Source organism: Aeromonas sp. YN13HZO-058, from assembly GCF_001921245.1.
GTDB lineage: Bacteria > Pseudomonadota > Gammaproteobacteria > Enterobacterales > Aeromonadaceae > Aeromonas > Aeromonas allosaccharophila.
In genome coordinates, this window is sequence record NZ_MQSY01000045.1 from 1 (window position 1) to 22,118 (window position 22,118).

The following is a 22,118-nucleotide window of genomic DNA, read 5'->3' on the forward strand; positions in this document are numbered from 1 at the left end:
ATTCGAACCAGCGACCAATTGATTAAAAGTCAACTGCTCTACCGACTGAGCTAACGACCCATCTAAATCATTTTTTTACAAACTGGTGGTCGTTACTGGGATCGAACCAGTGACCCCCTCCTTGTAAGGGAGGTGCTCTCCCAGCTGAGCTAAACGACCTGAGATTCTTGAAATGATGGTGGGTCGTGCTTGATTCGAACCAGCGACCAATTGATTAAAAGTCAACTGCTCTACCGACTGAGCTAACGACCCATCTAAATCATTTTTTTACAAACTGGTGGTCGTTACTGGGATCGAACCAGTGACCCCCTCCTTGTAAGGGAGGTGCTCTCCCAGCTGAGCTAAACGACCTGGGAATTCTGTCTCCACCGAGTGGAGAAAATGGTGGGTCGTGCTGGATTCGAACCAGCGACCAATTGATTAAAAGTCAACTGCTCTACCGACTGAGCTAACGACCCTCACCACGACCAGTTCCGACTGCATTACTGCTTCGGCTCTGACGGCGGCCTATATTACGGATTTAAATTTCCGGTGCAACAGAAAATTCGTAATTTAAATCCGTTTGCTCACTGTGCGTACAAATGTGGGCTGTTTTTACAGTAGCGTTACGAAAACAGTGACATACAGCAATGTTACAGCTTGGCCAGACTCTGTTTGGCCAACTGGGCCGGCGAGGTGTTGGGATAGCCCTTGATCACCTGTTCATAGAAGGTTTTGGCTTCCGCCTTCTTGCCATCCAGCTGCGCCAGCATACCCAGCTTCAGCAGCGCATCGGCACGCTTGGGGGATTTGCTGTATTTGTTGGCCACGGTCGAGAACTGGGCCGAGGCACCGGCTCTGTCACCCTTGTTGAACAGCAACTGGCCGAGCCAGTAGTGCGCATTGGGAACATAGCCCGAATTGGGGTACTGCTTGATGAAGCCCTGGAAAGCCGGAATGGCTTTGTCATAGTTCTTCTCTTTGAGCACCATGTTGACCGCAGCGTCGTAGGCCTGATTCTCATCCTGATTGGTTGAGTAGTTGGCTGCGGCAGCCGGTGTAGCGGCAGCTGCAGGGGCCGCTGCCGCCGGAGCAGACTGCTGGCTGCTGGCGACCTTGTCGAGCTCCTGATAGAGCTGACGCTGGCGCTCTTGCGATTGTTCCATCTGGTAGGTCTGCTGCTCCAGCTGACCACGCAGCTCGGAAACCTCCCCTTGCAGGGAGTCGACCTGTTGCTGCAATTCAGCTTGCAGCCGCAGACGGGCATTGAGGGTGCGCTCCAGCAGGGCAACCCGATCTTCCAGGCTACCGGTGGGCACAATGGCGCCGTTGTTGCCGCTAAGGACAACCCCGCCACCCGAGTCACCGCCCAGATCGCTGACAGGAGCCGCCGCATGCGCATTCAGAGCAACCAATACGGCCAGCGCAACAACAGCTTGCTTGTACACAGATTTCATTCGGATCAAACCTTAGCGTTTAGTGCAAATAAAACGGCCAGCGCCATCGTCGCTCGCTTATACAGATTTCATTCGGATCAAACCTTGGCGTTTAGTGCAAATAAAACGGCCATCGAAATGGCCGCTTGCATATAAACGAACTTCGTTCGGTTCAAACCTTAGTAAACCAGAACCGCGCGGCGGTTTTTGGCAAAGGCATCCTCGGTGTGGGACATGTCCAGCGGCTTCTCTTCGCCATAGCTGACGATGGAGAGCTGCTCTGCCTGCACACCCAGGGTTTGCAGATACTTGGCTACAGCCTTGGCACGACGCTCGCCCAGGGCGATGTTGTACTCCGGAGTACCGCGCTCATCGGCGTGACCTTCGATCAGGACTTTAACGCTCGGGCGCTCGCGCAGGTAGCTGGCGTGGGCATCCAGCAGATCAGCGTACTGACCCTGGATATCGTAACCGTCGAACGGGAAGTAGATCACGTTGTCACGTTGCAGTGCTTCGAACTTCTGACGCATCTGCTCTTCCGGGGACAACATGCCGTTGGCGCCGCCGGTTTGTACACCGCCCATGCCGTCGGTCATACCTGACTCAGCGCCAGCGGCGTCAGAATCAGAAGAAGAACTACAAGCGGCCAGGGTGAACAGTGGCAGTGCGATGGCCAAACCCTTGAGCAGTTTATTGAGTTGCATGCTATTTCCTTAAACCTTTATAACAAAACAAAAAACAATTGGATTTTTATCAATTCAAGAAGGGCGACCAAGCTGGTGCACGAATTTCACCGCTACTGGTCGGAAGCACAGCCTTGAAGCGACCATCAGTCGACACCAACGCGAGACTCTTACGACCCTGATAGATGGTGGCATAAATGATCATGCTGCCATTGGGTGCCACACTTGGGGACTCGTCAAGTGCGCTCTGAGTCAGGACCAACTGGGCATTGTTTTCCATGTCCTGACGGGCAATACGGTATTGCCCCTGAACACGGGTTACCATCACCATGATTTTGCCATCAGGAGTAATGGATGCACCCTGGTTGGATTCACCTTCCCAAGTCATCCGGCGAGTCATACCAGTCGCCAAATTTACGCTATAAATCTGGGGTTTGCCACCACGTTCAGAGGTGAACAACAAATTTTGCCCGTCCGGCAGCCAGGAGGGTTCGGTGTCGATCACCCGGCTGGTAGTCACCCTGGTCAGCTGCTTGCTAGCGACATCAACCACATAGAGGTTCGGTGAACCATCTTTGGAGAGAACGATAGCCAGACGACGACCATCAGGAGACCACTCCGGCGCCCCGTTGATACCACGGAAGCTGGTGATCAGGCTGCGCTGCTGGGTGTAGATATCCTGCACGTAGATTTCGGATTTCTGGTTCTCGAAACTCACGTAGGCCAGCTTGCTGCCATCCGGCGACCAGGAGGGAGACATCAGCGGCTCGCGGGAGCGCAGCAGGGTCTTCTCGTTGTAGCCGTCGTAATCAGAAATGCGCAGCTGATACGGGAACTGGGTACCCTGCTGCACGGAGACGTAAGCCAGACGGGTCAGGAAGGCACCACGCTCGCCAGTCAGACGCTCATAGACGATATCGGAGATGCGGTGGGCAAACTGGCGCATCTGGGCACCCGGGATGGTTGCCATGCGGCTATCCAGGATGTAACCGTTGCTCTCGCCACCTTGCGCCTTGGCCAGCTGACCTTTCAGCACATCGACCAGCTCGAAGTTGATCTTGTAAGTGCCGTCACCGACTGCCGAAATGGAACCCACCACCACGGCTTCAACCCCTTGGGAAGCCCAGGGCGCGAAGTTGATCTCGCTGCTGCTGCTCGGGGTCTGCGGCATCTGGCCACGGGCCAGCGGCTTGAACTTGCCGCTGCGCATCAGGTCGTTGGAGACCACTTCCGCGATGTCCTGCGGCAGCTGCCCGTTGCCTTCCCACTTGAAGGGGGCGACGGCGATGGGGCGTGCGCTATCAATACCGCCGGTGATGACGATGTCCAGGGCCGCCTGGGCACTCTGGCCCAGCAACAAACAGCCAACCAAAGCAAAAAATACTTTTCTGATCATGGCTTAAATACTCGGTTCCAATAAAAATGAGCGGTTAAATTCCTTTCTCTGCGAGACGCTGCCAACCACTTGTAAACAACCTCGTTTTATCACGCTTAGATACTCGGTTCTAACTTCAGGTTAAATTCCTTCAACATCTCGAATGCCGCAGGATCCTTCGGCACTGGCAGTTGATTGGCTTTCAGGACAGCTGCCTTACCGGAACGACAGACCGCCGGGTCACCCTGGCCGTTATCTACCGATATGACAAAGCCACTGCTCGCAAGACGTACGCCGATAGTACATGTTTTGCCCCGCATGGTGGGATCCAAAATCATATACCGCTCAACAGTGGCCTTGATGAGCGCCGCATACTTGTCGACTTCGCCCTGCGCTGCTGCCGATGCTGCCTGACTGCGGGCATTCGCCTCAGCCGCCAGCTGCTGCTGCATCATCTCTTCCATCTCTTTTTGCAGCTTGGCCTGCTCGGCTGCTTTACGCTTGCGCTCAGCCGCGATCTTGGCCTGCTTGTCGGCCTCTGCCTTGGCTTTCTTCTCTGCGTCAGCTTTTGCCTTTTTGTCAGCCTCTTCCTTGGCCTTCTTCTCGGCGTCGGCTTTGGCTTTTTTCTCAGCCTCTGCCTTGGCTTTCTTCTCGGCTTCGGCTTTGGCCTTCTTGTCAGCTTCCGCTTTCTTGGCCTTGGCTTCTGCCGCCTTGGCCTTCTCCTCGGCCTCTTTCTTCTCTTGTTCCTTTTTCTTCTTCAGCGCCAGCGCCTTGCTTTCGGCTTCCGCCGCTTTACGCTCGGCTTCGGCCTTCTTGGTCTTCTGCTCTTCCAGCTTGCGGGCTTCCTCGGCTTTTTGGGCCTTCTCTTCCGCCTGCTTCTGCTCGGCCACTTTCTTCTGCTTCTCGGCCTCGGCCTTACGGGTGGCCTCTTCGGCCTGCTTGCGCTTGGTCTCGGCGATACGAAGCTGCTCCTGTTTCTGAGCCAGCTCGCGCTTGGCGAGATCCGTGTCTTCCTTATCCTTCTCTTTCTCTACCTTCTGAGGCTTGGGCTGAGATTTCTGCTGCTGGATCTGCTTGGCCTGTTCGTTGAGGAAGTTCTCATCGAGCATGACGGCATTGACGATCTGCCCCTTCGATTCGGGTCGCTTCGGTTTGCTGAAATCGAGCCCGACAAACAGGATGATGCCGATGATCAGGTGCAGCAGAAACGACGCGATGAGATAACCGGAAATACCACGCTTCACATCCATCTCCGTTAGTTCACCGGATCTGTCATCAGGCCAACCTGAGGCACGCCCGCATTCTTGAGGGCCACCATCAACAGGATCACCTCTTCGTAGCGAACGGCCTTGTCACCCGCGACCACCACGGGGGCATTCTGGTTGATCGCCAGATAGCCCATGGCTTTTTCGGTGATGTATTGCTGCATCGCCTCTGGCGTACCGCTTGGCACCGGCTCATCATCGGCTTCGCCAGCCTTGATGACATATTCGCCTTCGGTATTGACGCTGACGATGAAGGGCGGCTTGGCATCTTCCGGCAACTGCTCGGACTCAGCCTGTGGCAGATCCACCTTGACCCCTTGCGTGATCACCGGCGTGACCGCCATAAAGATGATAAGCAGCACCAGCATGACGTCGATATAGGGAACCACGTTGATCTCGGCCACCTTCTTGCGCCGGATCCGCTGATAGGTTTGCATTACTGATCACCCTGCTGCTGTGCAATTTGACGGTTCAGAATGGTGGTGAACTCGTCCATGAAGTTGGCGTAGGCGTTTTCCAGCCGCTCGACCTTGTTGGAGAAGCGGTTGTAGAAGATAACCGCCGGGATCGCGGCAAACAGACCCATGGCGGTGGCGATCAGCGCTTCCGCGATACCCGGTGCCACCATCTGCAGGGTGGCCTGTTGCACCTGACCGAGGGCGATAAAGGCGTTCATGATCCCCCATACGGTACCGAACAGACCGATATAGGGGCTGATGGAGCCGATGGTCGCCAGCACCGGCAGGTTGGATTCCAGTTCATCCACCGCACGGGAGAGAGAGACGCGCATGGCACGGTAGGTACCGTCCATCACCGCATCCTGACCACGGGCACCGGCCTTGAGCAAGCGGGCATACTCCTTGAAGCCGGAGTAGAAGATATCTTCCATGCCTTCGATGTCATCGCGGCGGGAAGAGGACTCCTGATAGAGTCGATTGAGATCGACTCCTGACCAGAAGCGATCTTCAAACTGTTCCGATGCGAGATTGGCCGCCTTGATCGCCTTGGAGCGCTGGATAATCAGCGCCCACGAGACAATAGACATGCTCATCAGGGTCATCATGACCAGTTTTACCAACAGGCTGGCTTGCCAAAACAGGCCAATAAACGAAATTTCAGCGTGCACTTAACAGCACTCCCTTGATTTTTTCAGGTATAGCTACAGGTTTCATTTGCGGATGACTGACACAGGCTATCTGTACCATGGCCTGGGTGATCAGTCGTCCATCAGCCGCCAGGATCTGCTGCGAAAAACGCAGGGATGCGCGTTTCACTTCAATCACTTGCGTTAATACAGTTAAAAGTTCATTAAAACGGGCCGCCGAGCGGAAATCGATCTCAGTTCGGCTCACCACGAAGGCATATCCCTCCTGCAGCCAGACGTCCTGTTCGACCCCTTTGGCACGAAGAAACTCGGTGCGAGCGCGTTCCATAAACTTGAGATAATTGGCGTTGTAGACGATGCCCCCGGCGTCGGTGTCCTCGTAGTAGACACGCACCGGAAACTCAAAGACTTCCCCCATAACAATCTGTGATCCATTCGACAGTCAGATGGGGGGCTATCATAGCGCAGGGCTGAATAGGAAAGAAGCAGGGGGAGACAGGGAAATCCTGCCTCCCCCCGTTTTTTATGAAAGGAAATATGAATGTGTCAGCCAGAGGCCATACAACAAACTGGGCCAGGCGAGCCAGGGGTTGAACAGCACACGTCCGGGCAGGCTTTTCAGATGAAAGCCAAGCCCGTTAAGTACGCCACAACAGACGGCCCACATCAGCCAGGGAGCAAGCCAGTGGCCATGCTCGCTGGTGTTGGCCGCGATCAGATTGGGGGCCTGTAAAATAGCGACGGCCAACAAGGCCGCCGCGAGTAACATCAACCCCTGCCACGGCTGGCGCTCCAGTGGAGCGGCCAGCCTGGCGAGTCGATCACTTGTTTTCATCGATCTGACGATCCATGTTCTCGGTGTGTTCCAGCCACAGCGCATTGATGATGCCAAATGCACAGGCCAGCAACAGCCCCAGGATCCAGGTGAAATACCACATTGTCAGCGCACCTCTTAATAGAGAGATTGTTGGTTATCTTCGATGTGCTTGTTGGTTACCCGGCCAAACATCTTGATGTAAGTCCAGAGGGTGTAACCCAGCACAATCGGTACGAAGATCGCTGCAGCCACAGTCATCACCTGCAAGGTGTTGAAGGAGGCGGTAGCATCCCACATGGTCAGGCTCAGTGACGGCTCAAGGCTTGAGGGCATCACGAACGGGAACATGGAGAAACCGGCGGTGAGGATGACCCCGGCAATCGCCAGCGAGGAGCTGGTAAACGCCAGCCAGCCGATGTTCATGCGGGCAAACAGCGCAGTCAGCAGGCTCATGGCCAGACCCAGTACAGGAGCGGCCACCATCCACGGATAGAGGGTGTAGTTGTTCATCCAGGCGCCAGCCTGCAGGACAACTTCCTTGTTCATCGGGTTGGATACCGCGTCGGTCGCGGCGGCCTTGACGATGACATACCCTTCCATACCGCTTACCCACCAACCCGCGGCAGCAAACAGCACCAGAGTCACCAGTGAGCAGATCATGGCGGCAGTGCGGGAACGTGCCAGCACTTCACCATCGGTCTTCATCATCAACCAGGTTGCGCCCTGGGTGAGCAGCATGAACAGGCTCACCAGACCAGCCAGGATACCGAACGGGTTAAGCAGGCCGAAGAAGTTGCCGTGATAGGTCAACATCATGAACTGGTTAAACTCGAACGGAACACCTTGCAGCAGGTTGCCAAAGGCCACACCAAAGACGATGGGCGGCACGGCACTACCGGCGAACAAGGCCCAATCCCAGTTGCTGCGCCATTTGGCATCAGCACGCAGCGAGCGGTACTTGAAACCGACCGGACGCAGGAACAGCGCCATCAGCGTCAGGATCATGGCGATGTAGAAGCCGGAGAAGGTCGCGGCATACACCATCGGCCAGGCGGCGAACAAGGCACCACCGGCAGTGACCAGCCAAACCTGGTTTCCTTCCCAGTGCGGCCCCATGGTGTTGAGCATCACGCGGCGCTCGACATCTTTCTTGCCGACGAACGGGAGCAGTGCGCCTACCCCCATGTCGAAGCCGTCAGTGATGGCAAAACCGATCAGCAGTACGCCGACCAGAGCCCACCAGATGACACGCAGAGTTTCGTAATCAAACATGGTCGCTCTCCTTATGCCTTGAGCTGTTCAAAGTGATACTTGCCAGTCTTCAGGCTGCTGGGGCCAAGGCGGGCATACTTGAACATCAGGTACATCTCGATAACCAGAAGTACGGTATAGAACAGGCAGATACCGATCAGAGAGAACCAGATTTCAGCTGCAGGCAAGTTGGATGCAGACAGGGAAGTCGGCAACACCTCGGCAATGGTCCACGGTTGGCGACCATATTCAGCCACAAACCAGCCGGCTTCAATCGCGATCCACGGCAGCGGGATACCCCACAGCAGACCCTTGAGCAGCCACTTGCGCTGGCCGATCTGATGACGGGCACTGTCATAGAAGGCCATACCGATCAGCACCAGCATCAGCATGCCGACGGCAACCATGATGCGGAAGGCGAAGAACAGCGGCAGTACCTGCGGGATGGAGTCATCCACCGCGGCCTTGATCTGATCGTCAGTCGCATCGGTCACGTTGCTGGTGTAGCGCTTGAGCAGCAGACCGTAGCCCAGATCCTGCTTCACTTCGTCGAAGCGAGCGCGGGTCTCGTCAGACTTGTCACCGGATTGCAGCTTGGTCAGCAGGTCGTAAGCGGTCATACCGTTGCGGACGCGCAGTTCGTGCTCGCTCTTCAGATCCTTCAGACCGGTGACCTGACCGTCCAGAGAACGGGTCGCGATAATGCCCAGTGCATAGGGGATCTTGATGGCGTAGTCGGTGCGCATCTCTTCCTGATTCGGAATACCGAACAGGGTAAATGCGGCCGGAGCAGGTTCAGTTTCCCACTCGGCTTCGATAGCGGCCAGTTTCACCTTCTGCACTTCACCGGTCTCGTAACCGGATTCGTCACCGAGGATCAGCACGGACACGATGGAAGCCATACCGAACGCGGCGGCAATGGCGAAGGAGCGACGGGCAAACGCCACATCACGATTCTTCAGCAGGTAGTAGGAGGAGATACCCAGCACGAACATGGCGCCACAGGTATAGCCAGCCGCCACAGTGTGGACGAACTTGACCTGGGCAACCGGGTTGAGCACCACGTCAGCGAAGCTCATCATCTCCATCCGCATGGATTCGAAGTTGAACTCGGCACCAACCGGGTTCTGCATCCAGCCGTTGGCGACCAGGATCCAGAGGGCGGAGAGGTTGGTACCCAGCGCCATCAACCAGGTGGCAACCAGATGCTGCTGCTTGCTCAGACGATCCCAACCAAAGAAGAACATACCGACGAAGGTGGACTCCAGGAAGAAGGCCATCAGCCCCTCGATGGCCAGCGGGGCCCCGAAGATATCGCCGACATAATGGGAGTAGTACGCCCAGTTCGTCCCGAACTGGAACTCCATGGCCAGGCCTGTGGTGACCCCCAAGGCAAAGTTGATACCAAACAACTTACCCCAGAATTTGGTCATGTCCCGGTAGATGGTGTTGTTGGTCATCACATAGACGGATTCCATGATCGCCAGGAGAAAAGCCATTCCCAGCGTCAGGGGTACAAACAAAAAGTGATAAAGGGCCGTCGCAGCGAACTGGAACCGCGATAGGTCTACCACATGCTCAGCAATCATGATGTTTCCTCACCGATTATTGGCACGGCTATTTTAAGTTTTAAGCACAAAGCTTCCGTTGGAGGTTATCGAATGAGCCTCATTGAGACATGTCACAACAAAACGCGTTCAGTAACCACTGACATTAACAACAAGGCAATACGAGAACACAAACAAAGCTAATGTTTAACAATTACAAAACAATCAGCCTGAATTTATTCTCGCCCATGATGACCGAGTTTTTATATCACCTTTATTTGATTGAAATCAATGTAAAAGGACCCGCCATACATGGCTTTAAAAGGCATTTTTAATCTATTTCACGATTATTGACGCGAGCCGGATCACAAAACATGACAAATCGTAAAACATTGATTTAAATCAATTTAAGAATTTAACATCCCGCCACCCCGTTTAATTTGAAAAGCGTGGATGACGCGCCTTTTCCCATGTTATCCGGGTCAGGCGATCTGATTCGAAAACTCAATTTAAAACTGCAAAGAATGCATACTCATGCGAACCAATTTCATCAATCAAGACATTAGATAAACTAATTTGAAAAGTGCAATTTTTCTTGTTTGCCCGGGTCGGTTCGAACTCCTACAATGCGCCTCGCAGTGAGGGCATACCCTTGGATACAGGCCGGTTAATCTGGGTTCACGGTACGTATTCGACGATCAATTTGAACCTGTCTATTGGAATCGAAGATGAAAAAGTTTGTTGCTAAAACCATCCGTTACTACAAGCTTTCCTTTGTTCAGCTCTATCAAATGAACCGACTCTGAGAGCTCGCGACGGCTCAACTGTTTATTTTCCGGTCTGTGTCCAGACGCACTCACTGTCTGTGAACATCCATCCTGAATTGTCTTTGCCCACCGCATCCGCCGTGGGCTTTTTTTTTGCCAGGATAATAAAAAACCGCCTTTGACGGCGGTTTCATATTCAAACGACTGTTTTTACTTCTCATCTGGTCGCTGAAGACCGAAATGAGCGTAGGCTCGTGTGGTCGCAATCCGTCCTCTGGGTGTACGTTGCAGATACCCCTGCTGGATCAGATAAGGCTCCAGCACATCTTCGATAGTATCTTTCTCTTCCCCGATCGCGGCGGCCAGATTATCGAGACCCACCGGGCCCCCCATAAACTTGTCTATCACAGCCAACAATAACTTGCGGTCCATGAAGTCAAACCCTTCGTTATCGACATCCAGCATGTCCATGGCGCGGGCCGCGATGGGGCCATCGATGCGGCCATCGGATTTCACCTGGGCAAAATCGCGCACCCGCCTTAACAAACGGTTAGCAATCCGCGGCGTGCCGCGAGAGCGACGTGCGACCTCAATGGCACCATCTTCCGTCATCTCGAGTCCCAGGCAGCGGGCACTGCGGGAGACGATATCGGTCAGATCCTTGACGTTGTAGAACTCCAGCCGCTGGACGATGCCGAAGCGATCCCGCAGCGGGCTGGTGAGTGAACCGGCCCGGGTGGTGGCGCCAATCAAGGTGAAAGGAGGCAGATCCAGCTTGATGGAGCGGGCCGCAGGCCCCTCCCCGATCATGATGTCGAGCTGGTAATCCTCCATCGCCGGATAGAGCACCTCCTCCACCACCGGACTGAGGCGGTGGATCTCGTCGATGAACAGCACATCGTTCGGTTCGAGGTTGGTGAGCAGCGCCGCCAGATCCCCCGCTTTCTCCAGCACCGGGCCGGAGGTGGTCTTGATATTGACCCCCATCTCGTTGGCGACGATGTTGGCGAGGGTGGTCTTGCCCAGACCCGGCGGGCCAAAGATCAGCAGGTGATCGAGCGCCTCGCCCCGCTGGCGCGCCGCTTCGATAAAGATCTCCATCTGCTCGCAGACGGTATCCTGACCGGTGTAGTCAGCCAGCTTCTTGGGGCGGATGGCCCGATCGATAATCTCATCCTCGCGCGCGGCGCTTGATGAGATAAGACGGTCTGCTTCAATCATCAACTACCTCACACCAGGCTACGCAGGGATTCACGGATGATCTCTTCCACCGACATCCCCTCTTTGGCGATCTTGCTGACAATCTGGCTCGCCTGCTGCGGCTTGTAACCGAGAGCCACCAGCGCACTGGCCGCCTCTTCGGTCACATCCGGCGCACGCAATTCGGGCTCACTGGCTGGCAAGGTGACTAGGGCCGGAGAGAAGAGATCGTGGCTGACCCAGCCCTTGAGCCGATCTTTCATCTCCACCACCAGCCGCTCGGCGGTCTTCTTGCCGACACCCGGCAGTTTGACCAGGGAGCTTATCTCTTCGCGTTCGACACTCAGCACGAACTGGGTAGCGGTCATACCGGAGAGAATGGCCAGCGCCAGCTTGGGGCCGACCCCGTTGGTCTTGATCAGCTCGCGGAACAGCGCCCGCTCCTGCTTGTGGTTGAAACCATAAAGCAGCTGGGCATCTTCGCGCACCACGAAGTGAGTATGGATGGCCGCCTCCTTGCCGATCTCCGGCAAATCATAGAAGCAGCTCATCGGCATCTGCACCTCATAGCCAACCCCGCCCACTTCCAGCAGGACCTCGGGGGGCTGCTTTTCAATGACAATGCCTCTCAAGCGACCAATCACGGCTCTCTCCTCACCAATACAGCTATTCGTAAATTGGCTCATAGCATAAAGAATAACTGGATAAGTATCCAGCATAGGGCCGTGACAGGGGCGTCGTCAGAGAGGCTTTTTATTCAATTAGCCACCATGCTTGATCGGGTGCAGCCCGTGCACGGGATGTTTCAACACCGCAGCGGACCCTGACCGGGGGATAAACCACTACACTAAACCCGTTCGGAACCGAACATGGTGCCAATGTCGATACCAAGGAAGGCCATCACATGAAAATTGTTACCACCGCCAATCTGGGTCTTGCCATCTTGCTCGGCTGCACGCTGGGCATGGGGATCGTGGGCTGGTATGGCAGCCAGCGGCTTGCCGACCTGCTCTCCTATGTGCTGGGCGCCGCCTGGCAGACCGCCGATGGCGCCATGGAGGGTTCGATAGAGCTGGGCAATCAGCAGCTCTATATCCAGAAGATGCAAAACGGCGCGCCGCTCAATCGGGCCGAACTCGATGCTGCCAAGGCTGCAACCGATGATGCGCTGGCCCGGGTCAGCCAGGGCCAGCTGATCGATAGCGCGGCCCTTGCCACCATGGATCAGCAGAAACAGGGCTATCAACAGCAGCAAGAGAAGCTGCTGGCGCTTTATCAGGCCTATACCGAGGCGGATCAGGCGCTGCATCAGAACGCCGACCTGATGGCCCGTCTCTCGACCCAGCTGGAGGTGATCGGCGATGGCGCTGTGGAGGCGCTGACCCAATCCCCCGACCAGACCATCAGCTGGAACAGCGGCCTCTCTACCCGCTGGGAAGCAGCCGACGGGGGGATGGAGTCCAACATCGGCTTTTTGCGCCAGCTCTATGCGCTGGAGAAGATGCGCAGACAGGGGGTCACGGCGGCGATCAAGGCCGAGCTGAAAGAGGCGACCGATTTCTACCACGAAGCGATCGACAGCATGCTCGGCACCGGGCTGTTCGATATCGAGGGAACCGGCGAATTTGCTGGCAAGACACTGTCGGCAGAGTATCGCGCCCTGCTGACCCGACATCAGCAATTGATGGGGCAGTGGATCGAGGCACTCGGCAGCTATCAGGCCCAGCAGGCTCTCTATGAGGCCAGTGCCGACCAGCTGAAACAACAACTGGTTGCCATCGAGGCGAGCGGTGATGCCACCGTCGAGGATCAGGTCACCCAACTCAACGGCATCATCAGCCAGACCCGCGCCCTGCTGCTCGGTGGCCTGTTGCTGAGCCTGATCATGGTCACTCTCTGCGGCTTCTGGCTGACCCGCAAGCTGGTGACGCCGCTGCTGCAAGTGGACAAACGGATGCAGGATATCGCCGCCGGCGAGGGGGATCTCAACGCACGCATCAACCTGCAACGGGATGACGAGATCGGTTCGCTGGCCAACAGCGTGGATCGCTTCATCGAAAAATTGCAGAAGATGATCAGCTCCACCATGGACAACAATCAGCACATCAGCGAACACGTCCACACCTCGGTCAACCGGGTGGAAGCGATCAGCCAGAGCAGCCGCCAGACCGCCGAACACGCCCAGGCCCTGCACCACGACAGCGAACAGATGGTGCAGGTAGCGACCACCATCTCCGACAACTGCAGCATGGCGGCCCAGAATGCCAACGAGGTGCGCCAGCTGACCACCGAGAGCAGCCAGTACGTCGCCTCGGCCAGCGCGGGCATGCAGCGGGTGGTACAGGAGGTGGGCGAGTGCGCCGTCGCCATCAACTCCCTCAAGGAGCAGGCGAGCCAGATTGGCCAGATCATCTCCACCATCAGCGGCATCTCGGAGCAGACCAACCTGCTGGCCCTCAATGCGGCCATCGAAGCGGCCCGGGCGGGCGAAATGGGGCGCGGCTTTGCGGTGGTGGCGGACGAGGTGCGCACCCTGGCCAATCGCACCGCCACCTCCAGCGCCGAGATCAGCCAGGTGATCAGCAGCATCCAGCAGCAAACCGAGACCGCCTACCTGATGATGCAACGCAACCTCAAGACGGTGGAGTCCGGCATGCAGGACTCCGAGAACACCAAGCAGATCCTGTTCAAGGTGGAAGGGGCCATCGACCAGCTGGCCGACATGGTGCAACAGGTGGCGGATGCCACCGGACAGCTGTCACACACCCTGAGCCACTCCTCCGACAAGGTCTCCGGCATCAGTCTGCAAGCCAGAACTGGCGAACAGGAGGCGCAGGAGTGCCTGCAGCTCGCCTCCTCGCTCCATCAGGCCAGCCTGCTGCAACAGCGCCTGCTCTCCCAGTTCCGGGTGTAGCCAGCGCCCGCCGAACCCGGCGCAAAAAAATGCCAGTCCGCGTGAACGGACTGGCATTTGCTTTTCTGCGGGCCGGACACACCATCCAGCCATCGGCGAGTTACTGGCGAACCAGACGGTAGATGGCGTAGCCCGGGTGCTTCTCGTCATCCATCGGCAGGGTGGACTGATAGGCCAGATCCTTGCCTGCCAGCGCCTTGGCCTCTTCACGGGGCGATGAGTAGAGACGGACATCCACCCCGGCAGGCAGCGCCTTCATGTGCCAGTTGTTGTCGGCAGCCGGGCTGAATCCTTGCGGATTGCTGGCGGAACGGGATTTCAGATATTGGGCGACGATTTCGCGCGTCTCGAAGGGATCTTCATGCACGATATTGCTGCCATCCACACCCGGGAAGTGGCCGCCCCCGCTGGCGCGGTAGTTGTTGGTCACCACATAGAACTTCTGGGCCGGATCGATGGGCTGGCCGTTGAAGGTCAGGTTGCTGATCCGCTGACCCTCGCTCACCTTCTCCCCCTCCTTGTTGTAACGGGCGGGCTGGGTGATATCCACCTCGTAGTTCACTCCGTCGATCACATCGAAGTTGTAGGTGGGGAACTTCTCGTTCACCAGCCACTGCACCTCGCCCTTGGCCGGATCAACCCAGTTGAACTGACCGGCACTCATTTCCAGCCACTCCTTGACGGTGGCACCGTTCACCTCGACCACCTGCAGGGTGTTCGGGTAGATGTAGAGGTCGGAGACGTTGCGCAGGGAGATATCCCCCGCCGTCACATAGGTGAAATCGGTAATGCCGTTGCGACCACCACGGAACGGGGCGGCGGCGGAGAGGATCGGATAGGACTCCTTGAGCAGGCCATCCTTTTGCAACTGCTCGGCATGCTGGCGCTGGGCATCGCTCACCAGCTGCACCGAGGGGTCATCCTGCACCAGCGCAAAAAAGCTGTGGATGGAGGAGGTGATCTTGCCGAGCGGGCGATCCAGCCACTGGTTGGTCGCGTCGTGATCCGCCTTGACCAGAGCCACTACCTGCTCGTCTACCTTGCTCCCTTCGCTGGAATCGATCTGGCGCAAGGCTGATTGGCTCTGCTTCACCTGCCACTTGCCAGCCACCTGCTCCAGCTTGAGATCGATGATCCCCAGATGGTTACCCCAGAAGCCCGGCATTACGGTGGGAATCCCGTTCAGGGTGCCCGCCTGATTATCCACCAACGGCAGATCCGGGAAGTCGCCGGGGAAGTTCTTGTGGGCATGGCCCAGCATCAGGGCATCGATCCCCTCGACCTTGGCCAGATGCCAGGCCGCGTTCTCCATCATGGCTTCGTAGCTGCCGGCATTGATGCCGGAGTGAGCGACCACCACCACCACGTCGGCCCCCTTGGCGCGCAGTTCGGGCACATAGTGGTTGGCGGTTTCGACCATGTCGGCCACCACCACCTTGCCTTCCAGATGACGCTTGTCCCACTGCAGCACCTGCGGCGGCGTCAGCCCCAGAATACCGACCTTGACGGTCTGCGGCTGCCCCTTGTCATCCTTGACCTGACGCTCCAGCAGCAGATAGGGGGTGAACTTGTTGCCGCTCCAGTCGATCTTGCCATTGCTATCACGCTTGAAGGCATCCCCCTCAAACACGTTGGCGTTGACGTAGGGGAAGTTGGCCCCTTTAAGGATCTTGCCCAGATAGTCGAGGCCGTAGTTGAACTCGTGGTTGCCGAGGTTGCCCACGTCATAACCCAGCTCATTCAGAGCCTTGATGGCGGGATGGGCCTGCTTGTCGAGGTAGCCGGCCCCCGATTGCTCGAAAATGTAGTCCGCCAGCGGCGAGCCCTGGATCAGGTCACCGTTGTCCAGCAGCAGGTTGTTAGGGTTCTCGGCGCGGGCGGCGCGGATCAGCAGGGCGGTACGGGAGAGACCGAATTTGCGATCTTCCTTGTTCTGGTAGTAGTCATAGCCCAGCACATTGGAGTGGATATCGGAGGTCTGGATCAGCCGCAGCGAGACGGCACCGGGCTGCTCCTGCTTTTCTGCACCACAGGCAGACAGCAGCATGATGGAGGCAATGACGCCCAGCTTCATGGTTCTATTCACTGGATTTTCCTTATTTTTATCTAGCAAGTCACAAGGATGGAAAATTTCACCGGAGAATATGCCACAAACTGGCATCTTGATTAATTTTTATGAAACCGGGCAGCACAATGCCCGGCCCCCTGCTAACCCCCCAGAGCGAGTTGCAGTGCCAGTGTCAGCATGATAATGCCGACCAGCAGGTCGATCCCCCGCTGCACCCGGCTGCGTGCCAACCAGGGCGCCAGTGCCGCCGCCCCCAGCGCCAGCGAGTAGAACCACACCAGCGAGGCCAGCATGGCCCCCGCCGCAAACGCTGGACGCAGGGACTCATTTACCTGACTACCCAGCGAGCCGAGCAGCATCAGGGTATCGAGATAGACGTGAGGGTTGAGCAGCGTGACCCCCAGCGTCATCGCCAGCACGCTTTTGGCCCCCATCAGCCGGGCTGAGTCGGCCAACCCCTCTCCCTTACCGCGCCAGGCACTGAGCAGGGACCGACCGCCAAACCAGCCGAGAAACAGCACCCCGCCCCAAGTGAGCAGCGCCATGCCGAGGGGGCTGGCGGCCAGCAGATTGGCCCCGCCAAATACGCCGATGGCAATCAGGACGAGATCGCAGCCGCTGCAGAGCGTGGCGCTCAGCAGATGGTGATTGCGATGGATGCCCCGGCTCAGCACAAAGGCATTCTGGGCACCGATGGGGATGATCATGGCAAGGCCAATGGTGAAGCCTTGCAACGTCGTAGCGAGCAGCATGAGAGTACCGTCCGAAGTGATGAATGAACGGCACTATAGCTAGGGGGAAGCATCCAGAGAAATGCGTTGATTTACTGATTGATTCATTTTGCTAATGATGGCCGCCACAGCCATCCGCTATTCAATCCCTTGTCAATTACCGGATCTGACAATTGTGACCCTCGGAGTGCGGCAGGAGAATCGGTTGTGTCTGTCGGGCTCCGGCCTACTGCAGCACGCTGGGGAAGTTGGTGACCACAACCTGCTCCAGATTGGGCAGCAACAGCCCGGTGCCAACGCCCTTGGCAATGGCCTGATAGCGGTTCATGGAGCCGGTTTTGCGGGTGACCTGATTGAGGTGGTAATTGACCGTGCGCTCGGTGATCCCGAGGATGCAGGCGATCTCGCTGGAGGTCTTCCCTTCACTGGCCCAGAACAGGCACTCGGTCTCACGCTCGGTCAGAGGCTCTTTGCCCGCACTGTCCATCATGCTGAACCGCACCACCCGAATGGCCGCATCGAAGATGTAATTGGACATCCAGGAGAGGATCGGCGAGGACTCCAGCAGCAGATCGCTCGAGGCCCGCTCGGCCGTGATGAAGGAGAGAATGCCGTTCTCCCCGGCTGCGCCGTGCAGGGGGAAGGAGATGCCGTTGCGCAACCCGAACTCGGCTGCCAACCCCATCACATCCATGCTCCCCTCTTGCAGAAAGCTGGCTCGCTCATCGAGGCGATTCCAGTAGATGGGCAGCGTCTGCTTGCGCGCCAGCTGGATCACCGGATCGCACGCCAGCATGTTGTTCTCGGTATAGGCCTGCACCCAGGAGTCGGGGCAGCGGTTGAACAGCACCACCTTGGGCCTTTGCATCGACATCGGCAGGATCAGGGCAAAGCGGTAGTAGTCGTAGCCCATCCCGAGCGTAAAGCGACCAATCAATTCGGCCAGACAATTGCCATCTGTCACCGAAGTGAAATGTTCGAGGTACTCAAGCAGTTGGTCTCTGTTCATATGAAAGCCCCCTTGGCCAGACATGTGATTATAACGGCGAATAGCAAGATAGAGGGTCCAAAATGTTGGTTTTCAAAGGAAAATTGAGAGAACACCCACGAAATGAGGTGGAAAATGAACTCTATCGCTTTCGAAATCGCGTCTTTTCCGACCGGCTCGGCTGGGATGTGGAGTCGCATCGTGGCCTGGAGCGTGACAGCTTTGACACGCCAGACACCCACTGGGTGCTGATCGAGGACGAGCAAGGCGTGTGTGGCTGCATCCGGCTGCTCAACTGTGCCGATGCCTATATGCTGCCCACCATCTTCCCCACCGCCCTTGCTGGTGAACGCGCACCACGCAGCTCAGATGTCTGGGAACTGACCCGTCTGGCTATCGATGCCCAGCGCGCTCCGCGCATGAACAACGGCGTCAGCGAACTCACTTGCGTCATCTTCCGCGAGGTTCATGCCTTCGCCCAGGCCCACGGGATCCGCGAACTGGTCGCCGTCGTCAGCCTGCCGGTGGAGCGCATCTTCCGCCGCCTCGGCCTGCCTATCGAACGACTCGGCCACCGTCAGGCGGTCGATCTGGGCGCGGTGCGGGGCGTTGGCATCCGCTTCCATCTGGATGAACGCTTCGCGCAGGCGGTCTCCCAACCTCTGCTGGGCCATTATCAAACCAGCCATTATCCACTGCTGCAGCCGTCACTGGCGCTGGCAGTCCACTCATAAAAAATCCCGGGAAAACAGACCCGGGATAAACAGATCGCTATGATCCCGCAGGGCTACCCCACGCGGCACCAGAGAGTATCCTCCCTCAGTGGCCTGACCACTACTGTCAAAAATCACAGCACCGCCCCTATTTCAGCCACCATTGTTGTCCCGGCCTGGCTGACGTAGAGTCAGCCCTGATACAACGGGAGGGACGCAATGAAAGAGCTGGATTACAAACTGCTGCGGGCACTGGATGCGGTGCTGCAGGAGCAGAACTTCGATCGGGCGGCCAAGTCGCTCCATATCACCCAGTCGGCCATCTCCCAGCGGATCAAGCAGCTGGAGCAACAGTTTGCCGAGCCGCTGCTCACTCGCAGCCAGCCGCTGCAAGCCACCCCGCTCGGCCAGAAACTGCTGGCCCACTACCGTCAGGTACACCAGCTCGAGCTCGAACTGGCGGGGGATCTGACCCCCGACGAGCCGCAGGGGCCGATCCGGATCAGCATCGCCGTCAACGCCGACAGCCTGGCCACCTGGTTCCTGCCCGCCATCGCCCCGCTGCTGGAACTGCACCCCATCGAACTCAACCTGCTGGTCGATGACGAGAGCCGTACCCTCGACAAGGTGCGCGAGGGGCAGGCGTTTGGCGCGGTCAGCCTGCAGCCCCGGCCGCTGGCGGGTTGCTGTGTCGACGAGCTGGGGGAGATGAACTACCTGCTCACCGCCAGCCCCGCCTTCGTGGCGCGCCACTTTCCCCACGGTCTGACCCGGGAGGCGCTGGCCAGGACACCGGCGGTGGCGTTCGATCAGCGCGATGATATGCATATCAGCTTCATGCGCCGTCACTTCGGGCTAGAGCCCGGTGGTTATCCCTGCCATACCGTTCACTCGTCAGAAGCCTTCGTCGCCATGGCCGAGCAGGGGCTGGCCTACTGTCTGATCCCCGAATTGCAGATCAGATCGCAGCTGCAAGCCGGAACACTGGTCAACCTCAGCCCCGAGCACATCTTGATGGAACGACTCTACTGGCACCGCTGGGTACTGGAAAAAGGGGTGCACAAACAGCTCTCCCTGGGACTCATTGACCACGCCAGATCGCAGTTGAAACCACGCTGAGCAGGCCATTCACCTTGGCTTTGGAGGGGTAAAAACGTATAGTGCTGGGCGATCCTTCATCAGGTCTCCACCCAGGTTTTCCACTTCAGGTTCCTCACTTATGTTCCAAGACAATCCGCTGCTGGCCCAGCTCAAGCAACAAATCCGCGAAAACATCCCGAAGAAAGAGGGTGTGATCCGCGCCTCGGACCGGGGCTTCGGCTTTCTGGAAGTCGATGAGAAGACCAGCTATTTCGTGCCGCCTCCCTACATGAAGAAGGTGATGCACGGTGACCGGGTGACCGCCCTGATCCGCACCGAAAAAGAGAAGGAAGTGGCCGAGCCGGATACCCTGCTGGAGCAGTCCGTTACCCGCTTCGTGGCCCGGGTCAAGATGTTCCGTGACCGCCTCAACGTGGTCGCCGATCACCCGCTGATCAAGGATGCCATCAAGGCCCGCGTCAAGAAGGGTCTGGATGAGAAAGAGTTCAAGGAAGGGGACTGGGTGGTGGCCACCCTCAAGCGCCATGCGCTGGTTGACGGCAACTTCTCTGCCGAGATCATCCAGAAGATCGCCGCCCAGGAAGATCACAATGTGCCCTGGTGGGTGGTGCTGGCGCGCCACAATCTGGCCCAGATCGAACCGGCTGACTTGCCGGAGTGGAAGGTCATCGAGGAAGAGGAGCTGCCACGCACCGATCTGACCGATGTCCCCTTCTTCACCATCGACGGTGCCAAGACCAAGGACATGGATGACGCCCTGGCTATCCGCAAGCTGGATAACGGCTGGGAGCTGCTGGTCGCCATCGCCGACCCGACCGCCTATGTGGCCGAAGGGAGCGAGCTGGACAAAGAGGCCGCCCAGCGCGCCTTTACCGTCTACATGCCGGGCCGCAACGTGCCGATGATCCCGCGCACCCTCTCCGACGAGCTCTGCTCCCTGAAAGAGGGCGAGGAGCGCAACACACTGTGCGCCCGTCTGCACATCGCCGAAGATGGCCTGCTGATGGAGGAGACCGAGTTCTTCGCCGCCCGCATCTGCTCCCATGCCCGCCTCAGCTATGACGACGTCTCCGACTGGGCCGAACACGGCAAAGCGCTGACCATTGATGCTGGCGTGCAGGCCCAGCTGCCGCTGATGAAGGCGATGACCGAAGCGCGCATCGCATGGCGCACCGAGCACGCACTGGTATTCCCGGATCGCCCGGACTACGACTTCGAGCTGGGCGAGAATGGCGAAGTGCTGGCCATCCACGTCGAGCCGCGCCGCATCGCCAACCGCATGGTGGAAGAGTCGATGATCGCCGCCAACATCTGCGCCGGTCGCGTACTGGGCAAGAGCGTCGGTTACGGCATCTTCAACGTTCACACCGGCTTTGACGAAGAGTCCCTCGACGGCGCCATCGATCTGCTGAAAAGCGCCGAGGCCCCGTTCGAGCGCGACGAGATCGCCAGCCTGACCGGCTTCTGCGCCCTGCGCCGCTGGATAGACAACCTCGACACCCGCTGGCTGGATGGCAAGATCCGCCGCTTCCAGAGCTATGCGCTGATGTCCTCCGAGCCGGGCGCCCACTACGGCCTGGGTCTGGATGCCTACGCCACCTGGACCTCCCCGATCCGTAAATACGGCGATATGGTCAACCATCGTCTGCTCAAAGCGGTCATCGCTGGCAAGACCCCGGGTGAGCGCCCGAGTCAGGAGCTCACCGAGCATCTGACCGCCTGCCGCCGCCTGCACCGCATGGTGGAGCGCGACATCGGTGACTGGCTCTATGTCCGTTACCTGAAAGCCGCCGCGGGCACCGATCAGCTGTTCAACGCCGAGATCATCGACGTGATGCGTGCCGGGCTCAAGCTGCGTCTGCAGGAAAACGGCGCCGTGGTCTTCATGCCTGCCCGTCATATCCTCGACAACAAGGATCGGCTGGAGTGCAACTGGGACAACGGCCGCGTCTATCTGGACAAGACCGAGGTAGTCTACGAGCTGGGCCAGATCATCGAGGTCAAGCTGAGCGAAGCGGTGGAAGAGACCCGCTCCCTCATCGCCAAGCCGGCGGTCGCCCTGGTACCGGGTCCGGCACCGGAAGCGCCGGTGGCCGAGAGTGCGCCAGCCGATAGCAGTGAAACGCCTGCGGACGCTGCCCCCAAGGCAGAATAAGCCGCACAGAGTCATCTGATCTG

At 57.9% G+C, this 22,118-nt stretch carries 20 protein-coding genes and 4 tRNA genes; 4 read left to right on the top strand and 20 right to left on the bottom strand.

The features are described from left to right. Window positions 1-83 precede the first annotated feature (83 nt). The 17 genes from BSP75_RS10865 to ruvA all read right to left on the bottom strand — a co-directional run bounded on the left by BSP75_RS10865 (window position 84) and on the right by ruvA (window position 12,069). A tRNA-Val gene (locus BSP75_RS10865) sits at window positions 84-159 on the bottom strand. Window positions 160-176: 17 nt separating this feature from the next. Then, window positions 177-252, bottom strand: a tRNA-Lys gene (locus tag BSP75_RS10870). Between the two features lie 23 nt (window positions 253-275). Continuing rightward, window positions 276-351 (bottom strand) — tRNA-Val (locus BSP75_RS10875). A 31-nt stretch (window positions 352-382) separates the two neighbouring features. Next, window positions 383-458, bottom strand: a tRNA-Lys gene (locus BSP75_RS10880). 174 nt (window positions 459-632) lie between these two features. After that, entirely contained in the window at window positions 633-1,436 is an 804-nt protein-coding gene (gene ybgF, locus BSP75_RS10885; RefSeq protein WP_075113177.1) for a tol-pal system protein YbgF, read from the bottom strand. A 158-nt stretch (window positions 1,437-1,594) separates the two neighbouring features. Continuing rightward, complete coding sequence (pal, locus tag BSP75_RS10890; protein ID WP_005304908.1) at window positions 1,595-2,119, bottom strand: peptidoglycan-associated lipoprotein Pal; 525 nt, start codon at window positions 2,117-2,119, stop codon at window positions 1,595-1,597. 49 nt (window positions 2,120-2,168) lie between these two features. After that, complete coding sequence (gene tolB / locus BSP75_RS10895) at window positions 2,169-3,494, bottom strand: Tol-Pal system beta propeller repeat protein TolB (protein WP_033135654.1); 1,326 nt, start codon at window positions 3,492-3,494, stop codon at window positions 2,169-2,171. Window positions 3,495-3,589: 95 nt separating this feature from the next. Continuing rightward, window positions 3,590-4,723: a cell envelope integrity protein TolA gene (gene tolA / locus BSP75_RS10900; protein WP_042063601.1), complete on the bottom strand. Its 1,134-nt coding sequence runs from the start codon at window positions 4,721-4,723 to the stop codon at window positions 3,590-3,592. Window positions 4,724-4,728: 5 nt separating this feature from the next. Continuing rightward, window positions 4,729-5,175, bottom strand: a complete 447-nt coding sequence (gene tolR, locus BSP75_RS10905) for a protein TolR (RefSeq protein WP_005335733.1) — start codon at window positions 5,173-5,175, stop codon at window positions 4,729-4,731. Continuing rightward, the gene (tolQ, locus tag BSP75_RS10910; RefSeq protein ID WP_042063600.1) at window positions 5,175-5,864 is read right to left on the bottom strand and encodes a protein TolQ; all 690 of its coding nucleotides are present in this window, start codon (window positions 5,862-5,864) and stop codon (window positions 5,175-5,177) included. The genes tolR and tolQ overlap by 1 nt, the downstream gene beginning before the upstream one ends. After that, window positions 5,854-6,261 (bottom strand): tol-pal system-associated acyl-CoA thioesterase, encoded by a 408-nt coding sequence (gene ybgC / locus BSP75_RS10915; RefSeq protein ID WP_042063599.1) that lies wholly within the window; start codon window positions 6,259-6,261, stop codon window positions 5,854-5,856. The genes tolQ and ybgC overlap by 11 nt, the downstream gene beginning before the upstream one ends. A gap of 105 nt (window positions 6,262-6,366) precedes the next feature. After that, complete coding sequence (locus tag BSP75_RS10920; RefSeq protein ID WP_075113178.1) at window positions 6,367-6,678, bottom strand: cyd operon YbgE family protein; 312 nt, start codon at window positions 6,676-6,678, stop codon at window positions 6,367-6,369. Then, window positions 6,665-6,781, bottom strand: coding sequence for a cytochrome bd-I oxidase subunit CydX (cydX, locus tag BSP75_RS10925; protein ID WP_005304933.1), 117 nt, complete (start codon window positions 6,779-6,781; stop codon window positions 6,665-6,667). The genes BSP75_RS10920 and cydX overlap by 14 nt, the downstream gene beginning before the upstream one ends. Window positions 6,782-6,795: 14 nt before the next feature. Continuing rightward, window positions 6,796-7,932, bottom strand: a complete 1,137-nt coding sequence (cydB, locus tag BSP75_RS10930; RefSeq protein ID WP_042063598.1) for a cytochrome d ubiquinol oxidase subunit II — start codon at window positions 7,930-7,932, stop codon at window positions 6,796-6,798. Window positions 7,933-7,943: 11 nt separating this feature from the next. Then, window positions 7,944-9,500 carry a cytochrome ubiquinol oxidase subunit I gene (locus tag BSP75_RS10935; RefSeq protein WP_042656377.1) on the bottom strand — a complete coding sequence of 519 codons (1,557 nt, stop codon included), beginning with the start codon at window positions 9,498-9,500 and terminating at the stop codon, window positions 7,944-7,946. Between the two features lie 935 nt (window positions 9,501-10,435). Beyond that, window positions 10,436-11,446, bottom strand: coding sequence for a Holliday junction branch migration DNA helicase RuvB (gene ruvB, locus BSP75_RS10940; protein WP_042063596.1), 1,011 nt, complete (start codon window positions 11,444-11,446; stop codon window positions 10,436-10,438). An 8-nt stretch (window positions 11,447-11,454) separates the two neighbouring features. Next, window positions 11,455-12,069, bottom strand: coding sequence for a Holliday junction branch migration protein RuvA (gene ruvA / locus BSP75_RS10945; RefSeq protein WP_075113179.1), 615 nt, complete (start codon window positions 12,067-12,069; stop codon window positions 11,455-11,457). Between the two features lie 260 nt (window positions 12,070-12,329). Between ruvA and BSP75_RS10950 the strand changes: the two genes are divergently transcribed. After that, on the top strand, window positions 12,330-14,339 hold the full coding sequence (locus BSP75_RS10950; protein WP_075113180.1) for a methyl-accepting chemotaxis protein: 2,010 nt from the start codon (window positions 12,330-12,332) through the stop codon (window positions 14,337-14,339). 100 nt (window positions 14,340-14,439) lie between these two features. On the opposite strand, the gene BSP75_RS10955 is transcribed toward BSP75_RS10950, so the two are convergent. The 3 genes from BSP75_RS10955 to BSP75_RS10965 form a co-directional block, all read right to left on the bottom strand. Beyond that, window positions 14,440-16,413 (bottom strand): bifunctional 2',3'-cyclic-nucleotide 2'-phosphodiesterase/3'-nucleotidase, encoded by a 1,974-nt coding sequence (locus BSP75_RS10955; RefSeq protein ID WP_075113181.1) that lies wholly within the window; start codon window positions 16,411-16,413, stop codon window positions 14,440-14,442. 134 nt (window positions 16,414-16,547) lie between these two features. Then, window positions 16,548-17,156: an L-lysine exporter gene (gene lysE / locus BSP75_RS10960; RefSeq protein WP_042656447.1), complete on the bottom strand. Its 609-nt coding sequence runs from the start codon at window positions 17,154-17,156 to the stop codon at window positions 16,548-16,550. 208 nt (window positions 17,157-17,364) lie between these two features. Continuing rightward, window positions 17,365-18,147, bottom strand: a complete 783-nt coding sequence (locus BSP75_RS10965) for a LuxR family transcriptional regulator (RefSeq protein ID WP_075113182.1) — start codon at window positions 18,145-18,147, stop codon at window positions 17,365-17,367. Window positions 18,148-18,209: 62 nt separating this feature from the next. Here BSP75_RS10965 and BSP75_RS10970 point away from each other — a divergent pair, with 62 nt between their 5' ends. From BSP75_RS10970 to BSP75_RS10980, 3 genes are all read left to right on the top strand, one after another. Beyond that, window positions 18,210-18,860 (top strand): acyl-homoserine-lactone synthase, encoded by a 651-nt coding sequence (locus BSP75_RS10970; protein ID WP_075113183.1) that lies wholly within the window; start codon window positions 18,210-18,212, stop codon window positions 18,858-18,860. A gap of 198 nt (window positions 18,861-19,058) precedes the next feature. Then, entirely contained in the window at window positions 19,059-19,958 is a 900-nt protein-coding gene (locus BSP75_RS10975; RefSeq protein ID WP_075113184.1) for a LysR family transcriptional regulator ArgP, read from the top strand. A 100-nt stretch (window positions 19,959-20,058) separates the two neighbouring features. Next, window positions 20,059-22,095: an exoribonuclease II gene (locus tag BSP75_RS10980; RefSeq protein ID WP_075113185.1), complete on the top strand. Its 2,037-nt coding sequence runs from the start codon at window positions 20,059-20,061 to the stop codon at window positions 22,093-22,095. Window positions 22,096-22,118 lie beyond the last annotated feature (23 nt).

Excerpts from the sequence above, each read along its gene's own strand:
- ybgC (WP_042063599.1), bottom strand. The coding sequence starts at position 6,261 with ATGGGGGAAGTCTTTGAGTTTCCGGTGCGTGTCTACTACGAGGACACC.
- BSP75_RS10935 (WP_042656377.1), bottom strand. The coding sequence starts at position 9,500 with ATGATTGCTGAGCATGTGGTAGACCTATCGCGGTTCCAGTTCGCTGCG.
- cydX (WP_005304933.1), bottom strand. The coding sequence starts at position 6,781 with ATGTGGTATTTCACCTGGATCCTGGGGCTGTTGCTGGCCTGTGCATTT.
- BSP75_RS10970 (WP_075113183.1), top strand. The coding sequence starts at position 18,210 with ATGTTGGTTTTCAAAGGAAAATTGAGAGAACACCCACGAAATGAGGTG.
- BSP75_RS10965 (WP_075113182.1), bottom strand. The coding sequence starts at position 18,147 with ATGAACAGAGACCAACTGCTTGAGTACCTCGAACATTTCACTTCGGTG.
- BSP75_RS10980 (WP_075113185.1), top strand. The coding sequence starts at position 20,059 with ATGTTCCAAGACAATCCGCTGCTGGCCCAGCTCAAGCAACAAATCCGC.
- pal (WP_005304908.1), bottom strand. The coding sequence starts at position 2,119 with ATGCAACTCAATAAACTGCTCAAGGGTTTGGCCATCGCACTGCCACTG.
- BSP75_RS10920 (WP_075113178.1), bottom strand. The coding sequence starts at position 6,678 with ATGAAAACAAGTGATCGACTCGCCAGGCTGGCCGCTCCACTGGAGCGC.
- ruvB (WP_042063596.1), bottom strand. The coding sequence starts at position 11,446 with ATGATTGAAGCAGACCGTCTTATCTCATCAAGCGCCGCGCGCGAGGAT.
- BSP75_RS10955 (WP_075113181.1), bottom strand. The coding sequence starts at position 16,413 with ATGAAGCTGGGCGTCATTGCCTCCATCATGCTGCTGTCTGCCTGTGGT.
- ybgF (WP_075113177.1), bottom strand. The coding sequence starts at position 1,436 with ATGAAATCTGTGTACAAGCAAGCTGTTGTTGCGCTGGCCGTATTGGTT.
- tolA (WP_042063601.1), bottom strand. The coding sequence starts at position 4,723 with ATGGATGTGAAGCGTGGTATTTCCGGTTATCTCATCGCGTCGTTTCTG.
- tolR (WP_005335733.1), bottom strand. The coding sequence starts at position 5,175 with ATGCAAACCTATCAGCGGATCCGGCGCAAGAAGGTGGCCGAGATCAAC.
- tolB (WP_033135654.1), bottom strand. The coding sequence starts at position 3,494 with ATGATCAGAAAAGTATTTTTTGCTTTGGTTGGCTGTTTGTTGCTGGGC.
- cydB (WP_042063598.1), bottom strand. The coding sequence starts at position 7,932 with ATGTTTGATTACGAAACTCTGCGTGTCATCTGGTGGGCTCTGGTCGGC.
- BSP75_RS10950 (WP_075113180.1), top strand. The coding sequence starts at position 12,330 with ATGAAAATTGTTACCACCGCCAATCTGGGTCTTGCCATCTTGCTCGGC.
- BSP75_RS10975 (WP_075113184.1), top strand. The coding sequence starts at position 19,059 with ATGAAAGAGCTGGATTACAAACTGCTGCGGGCACTGGATGCGGTGCTG.